This window comes from Binatus sp. (SeqCode) (assembly GCF_050013435.1).
Lineage (GTDB): Bacteria > Desulfobacterota > Binatia > Binatales > Binataceae > Binatus.
This window is the reverse complement of the sequence record NZ_JBEKFG010000127.1, coordinates 1-4,711: the sequence shown is the minus strand read 5'-3', so window position 1 is coordinate 4,711 and position 4,711 is coordinate 1. Positions and strand designations below refer to the sequence as shown.

At 64.3% G+C, this 4,711-nt stretch carries 7 protein-coding genes and 1 pseudogene; 6 read left to right on the top strand and 2 right to left on the bottom strand.

Going from position 1 to position 4,711, the window contains the following annotated elements; translation table 11 throughout:
* A partial coding sequence (locus ABSB13_RS16615; RefSeq protein WP_428110435.1) for a hypothetical protein occupies positions 1-215 on the bottom strand: 215 nt, incomplete at its 3' end.
* Between ABSB13_RS16615 and hisH the strand changes: the two genes are divergently transcribed.
* The 6 genes from hisH to ABSB13_RS16585 all read left to right on the top strand — a co-directional run bounded on the left by hisH (position 214) and on the right by ABSB13_RS16585 (position 3,714).
* Positions 214-834: an imidazole glycerol phosphate synthase subunit HisH gene (hisH, locus tag ABSB13_RS16610; protein WP_428110434.1), complete on the top strand. Its 621-nt coding sequence runs from the start codon at positions 214-216 to the stop codon at positions 832-834. The genes ABSB13_RS16615 and hisH overlap by 2 nt on opposite strands.
* A 2-nt stretch (positions 835-836) precedes the next feature.
* Entirely contained in the window at positions 837-1,637 is an 801-nt protein-coding gene (gene hisF / locus ABSB13_RS16605; RefSeq protein ID WP_428110432.1) for an imidazole glycerol phosphate synthase subunit HisF, read from the top strand.
* Positions 1,634-2,047 carry a 6,7-dimethyl-8-ribityllumazine synthase gene (gene ribH / locus ABSB13_RS16600; protein WP_428110431.1) on the top strand — a complete coding sequence of 138 codons (414 nt, stop codon included), beginning with the start codon at positions 1,634-1,636 and terminating at the stop codon, positions 2,045-2,047. The genes hisF and ribH overlap by 4 nt, the downstream gene beginning before the upstream one ends.
* A 79-nt stretch (positions 2,048-2,126) precedes the next feature.
* Positions 2,127-2,960, top strand: a complete 834-nt coding sequence (locus ABSB13_RS16595; protein ID WP_428110430.1) for a MerR family transcriptional regulator — start codon at positions 2,127-2,129, stop codon at positions 2,958-2,960.
* A gap of 68 nt (positions 2,961-3,028) precedes the next feature.
* Positions 3,029-3,367, top strand: a complete 339-nt coding sequence (locus ABSB13_RS16590; RefSeq protein ID WP_428110428.1) for a hypothetical protein — start codon at positions 3,029-3,031, stop codon at positions 3,365-3,367.
* Positions 3,364-3,714 (top strand): hypothetical protein, encoded by a 351-nt coding sequence (locus ABSB13_RS16585; RefSeq protein WP_428110427.1) that lies wholly within the window; start codon positions 3,364-3,366, stop codon positions 3,712-3,714. The genes ABSB13_RS16590 and ABSB13_RS16585 overlap by 4 nt, the downstream gene beginning before the upstream one ends.
* Before the next feature lie 275 nt (positions 3,715-3,989).
* On the opposite strand, the pseudogene ABSB13_RS16580 reads toward ABSB13_RS16585, so the two are convergent.
* Positions 3,990-4,711 (bottom strand): annotated as a pseudogene (locus ABSB13_RS16580) (hypothetical protein); the annotation flags it as partial.

Sequence of the window (4,711 nt, the reverse complement as noted above, 5' to 3'; positions counted from 1 at the left end):
GAGGGTGTGCTGAAGAAGTAGTCGCGCACACAGCTTGCTGAACGACGATTCGAATATCGGCGCGCTCCATCGCGGAGCGCGCCGATGCCGTCTTCCGTTCCTTCCTCGGCTTTTACTTGATCAATTGCTCGAGATGCTGAAGACGCAGCAGCTTGGACCCCGCCTTGGGTGGCAACGGGACTCCAGCTATGATCGGCTTCTCTGGACGGAGCCATGATCGCAATCGTCGATTACAAAGCCGGCAACCTTACGAGCGTTCAGCGCGCGCTCGAATTCCTCGGCCATCAATCCGAGATTACCGATCGCGCCGAGCGCATCGTCGCCGCCGATCGCGTAATCCTGCCGGGAGTCGGAGCCGCCGGCGCCACGATGGAAAATCTGCGCGCGCTCGGACTCGTCGAAGTTCTCCGCAACGACGTAGCCCGCGCCGGCAAACCATTCCTGGGCATCTGCATCGGCATCCAGGTGCTGCTCGATCGCAGCGAAGAGGATGATGCCGCTTGCCTTGGCATTATCGCCGGCCGCGTCGTGCGCTACCCGCGCTCGGTTGACGGCCGTCCGCTCAAGGTTCCGCAAATCGGATGGAACCGCGTACGCCAGACGCGGGCCCATCGAGTTTTCGCCGGCGTGCCTGACAACACCCACTTCTATTTCGTCAATTCGTATTATCCGGTTCCCGACGACCCCTCGATCGCGATTGCCGCGTCCGACTACGGCGTTGCGTTCACCGCGGCGGTCGCGCGCGACAACGTGCTCGCGACACAATTCCATCTCGAAAAGAGCGGCGCGGCCGGCCTCAAACTGCTTGACAATTTCTGCCGGTTGGGTTGCTGACGATGCTCGCGAAACGAATCATCCCATGCCTCGACGTGCGTGACGGCAAAGTCACCAAGGGCGTGCGCTTTCTTAAGAATGTCGATGTGGGCGATCCGGTCGCGATGGCGCGCTACTACTACAATGAGGGCGCCGACGAGATCGTCTTCTACGATATCACCGCATCCAACGAGCGCCGCGGCATCATGCTCGACGTGGTGCGCGCGGTCGCGCGCGAAATTTTCATTCCTTTCAGTGTCGGCGGCGGGCTGCGCACGCTGGAAGACATGCGCGCCGTCCTGCTCGCGGGCGCCGAGAAAGTCTCGATCGACTCCGGCGCGGTCCGCAATCCCGCGCTTATCTCCGAGGGCGCGCGCGCGTTCGGCAGCCAATGCGTCGTGCTCTCGATGCAGGTGAAAAAAACCGGCGCTCGTCCCGGCGTGCCGACCGGTTACGAAGTCGTGATCGACGGAGGACGACAGCCCACCGGCCGCGACGCGCTGGCATGGTCGCTGGAGGGCGAGCGGCTCGGCGCCGGCGAACTGTGCATCAACTCGATCGATCGCGACGGCACCAAGCTCGGTTACGATCTCGAGATCACGCGCCGCATCAGCGAAGCCGTTTCGATCCCCGTGATTGCGTCAGGCGGAGCCGGCGAACCCGCTCATCTGCGCGACGCGTTCACCACCGGGCTGGCCGATGCCGCTATCGTTGCATCCATCGTTCATTATGGAGAGCATCCGATACCCGCGCTGAAGTCATATCTCAAACGCAACGGCGTCGAGATTCGCGACGCCGTCACGATCGACCTGGCCCCACAATGAAAATTGCGTTCGTAGTTTCGGAGTTCAACTCCGAGGTGACCGCGCCTATGGAACAGCGGGCGCGCCGCCACGCCGAGTCGCTCGGAGTCGAGGTCGCGCGCGTGGTCCGCGTTCCCGGCGTGTACGACATGGGCCCGGTGGTAAAAGCTCTGCTGCAGCGCAAGGAAATCGCCGGCGTGGTGATGATCGGCGCGGTGATCAAGGGCGATACCGATCACGACGAGCTGATCGCGCATGCGATCGCCGGCGCCGGCATCCGGCTCTCGATCGAGTTTGACAAGCCGGTCGGGCTCGCCATCACCGGTCCCGGGATGACCGACGATCAGGCCGTCGCGCGAATCGACAACGCCAAAAACGGCGTCGAGGCCGTGGTTCGCGTCGCTCGCGCGCTCAAGGAAATTCGCGGTTAGCTCCCAAGCGCTCCACAGGTGTTGAGAAACCGTTGCGCTCCTCGTTGAGAGCCTGCGCCCGACGGTATACTCTTCGACGTTGGGGTTGAAGATGGTAGAGGCGGGCGGCGGGGACAAAACTTTTTCCACGCGCACGGCTGCGAGAATTCTCGCGGTCACTCCCGAGCGTATTCGCTACTGGGTCAAGCGCAATCTCGTGCGCCCGCTGAATTCAGGCGGTCGCAAGTATCGTTTCGCGTTCAATGATCTGCTCGAGATGCGCCTCGCCAAGGAGCTGCTCGGCAGCCGCCAGCATATCGATCCGATCCAGCGATGTATCGAGCGGGGGCGCGCGCTGGTCGATCCGGACCGCTCAGTCACGTCGCTGAAACTCGTCAATGACGAAGGCCGCATCGTCGTGCGCGATGGCCCCTCGCTGATCGAGGCTGAGACCGGCCAGTTGTTGCTCGACTTCGATCGCAGCTATCAGCCCGGCACGGTCGAGGACGGTTTCGGCCCCGCCCGCGTGCGCGAGCGCTTCGAGGAGGCGCGCCGGGTCGCAGACGAGGATCCGCTGCGCGCGCTCAACATCTACAGCGAGCTCGTCGGCCGCGAGCCCGGCAACTGCGAGGCGCATCTGCGCCTCGCCACGCTGCTCGAATGCGAGGGCGACCTCGGCGGCGCGCTCCGTCATCTGCTGGGCGCGGCCGCGATCGTTCCCGCCAGTGCCGACGTCCACCTCAAGCTCGGCCTGCTCTACCGCAAGAAGGACGAGCACCAGAATGCGCTGCGAAGTTTTTTGCGCACGCTGGAATGCGATCCCGCCCACGTCGAGGCCCATCGCAACGCCGCCGAGATGTACGAAGCGATGGGCCGCAAACGCGACTCGCAGCACCATCTGAGCGCCATCCATCGTTTGATCGAAGGCGACTGATCGCTTCAACCGCCGGCGTTCGCGCCGCGTGTTGAATCACCGCGACCCGCGGCGATAAGCTCGCTTCTATGCCGCGCGATTCGCTCAAGCCAATCGACATCCTGCGCCATGAACTCAAGGCGTTGCGCTACATCCTCGACAACTTTCACTCGGGTAAACTCGGCGCCGACGGCCTTCCGCCGCGCGAGGATTTTCAATCCGCGCAAGGCCGCATGCTCTACGATTCGATCGTCCAGGCTCCCGACCGCGAGGCCGCCGAGCGCGAGATCGCCATGCTCAAACTCGACGACGTCGACGTCGATTCGTTCCTGCACCTGAGCGGCGACCACTACTACACCTATCCGGCGCTGGTCCGTCAGCGCGCGGCGGCTATTCGCACGGGCAAGCTCACGGTCGAAGGCGCGTGAGTTCTTCGATCCCCAAAGAGATCCATCTGCTCCTCGATTCTGCGGGCGCGCTGATCGTCTTTCAGGAAAAGGGCGCGCCGTGGGCCGGCGTGCTCGCCTTCTCCAGCGAGGATCTAGCTCGCGAGTTCTGCCGCATCAGCAATCTCGACGCTGGCGAAGTCGCTGCGATCTCGACTGGCGATCCCCAGGCCGTCGCCGGTCTGATTACCTCGATCAAGCGGCGCGCCATCCGCAACCTCCTGCTCGATCTCGACTACAAGACCGGCGCCTGCACGCAAATCGATTTCGTTGGAGAATCTTTAGGGACTGCGACGCCGCGCCAATTCACTCCGCCCGTTCATCACTAGCTCTTTCGATTACATCCGCTCGCGATCACGAGCGCAGACCGCCGGCTCCTTCCCCTGTTCCCTGTTCTAACCGGGCGAAGCCCGGCCGTTGGCACTGCTGGCCAGTATTAAGAGGCCGCGCGCGACAACGGAGCGCAGCCTTAACGGTGGGTGCAGGGGTCACCTCTGCCCATCGCGTCTTCTCACTGCGGGTGCAGGGGCTGCAGCCCCTGCCGCCCACCGCGAAGGTGATTCTTCCTTCATGCCGCCCGCCAACGGCCAGGGGTCACCTGCGCCTATGTGAACATCGCGGCGATGCCCTTCGGCCTCACCGTCTTGCCCGCCGGCTTCATCGAATGCGCCAGAGCTTCGAGTTTCTGCTTGAACTCTTCCAACTCGGCCGCCTGCTTCGCTTTGAACGCCGCCGCGTCGCGCGCCGGCTTGCGCTCGAATGCCTCCTGCTGCGCCCGTCGCCGATTGTAGAAGCCCTCGAAAGTCTCCCTCACCGCCCGGTACATCGCAGTCTTCGGTACGAACGATCCCAAGCATGACGGGCAATGGAACACCACGCCCTGCGCGAACAGCCGATACGGAATCGTCCACCGCCCGTGGCAATCCTTGCAGATGACCGGCACTTCCCACCCGAGCGGATCGAATTCCTTGCTCTGTGCTGAAGTTGTCGCTGCCGGCGGTGGCGCAGACTTCGGTGCCTCCGCGGGCGCTGGCTTGGGTGCTGCCGCTGCTGGCGCTGCCGCAGGTTTCGCTGCTGGCGCTGCCGCCGCTGGTTTCGCAGGCTGCGCGGCGGGCGCTGGCGCTACCGGAGGAGCCGCCGCTGGTGCAGGTTTGGGTGCCGATGCTTCCGCCGCGGCGGGCTTGGGTGGCTCCGCGGGCGCTGGCGCGGCCGCCGGTTTGCGAAAGCGCGACGGTGCGTCGTCGGCGAACGTCTCGTCGGGATGCAACTTGCGGGCGCGCGCGAGCAGCACGCCTTCGGTCTCTACGTTGGCCGGGTCGGGGATAC

Excerpts from the sequence above, each read along its gene's own strand:
- hisH (WP_428110434.1), top strand. The coding sequence starts at position 214 with ATGATCGCAATCGTCGATTACAAAGCCGGCAACCTTACGAGCGTTCAG.
- hisF (WP_428110432.1), top strand. The coding sequence starts at position 837 with ATGCTCGCGAAACGAATCATCCCATGCCTCGACGTGCGTGACGGCAAA.
- ribH (WP_428110431.1), top strand. The coding sequence starts at position 1,634 with ATGAAAATTGCGTTCGTAGTTTCGGAGTTCAACTCCGAGGTGACCGCG.
- ABSB13_RS16590 (WP_428110428.1), top strand. The coding sequence starts at position 3,029 with ATGCCGCGCGATTCGCTCAAGCCAATCGACATCCTGCGCCATGAACTC.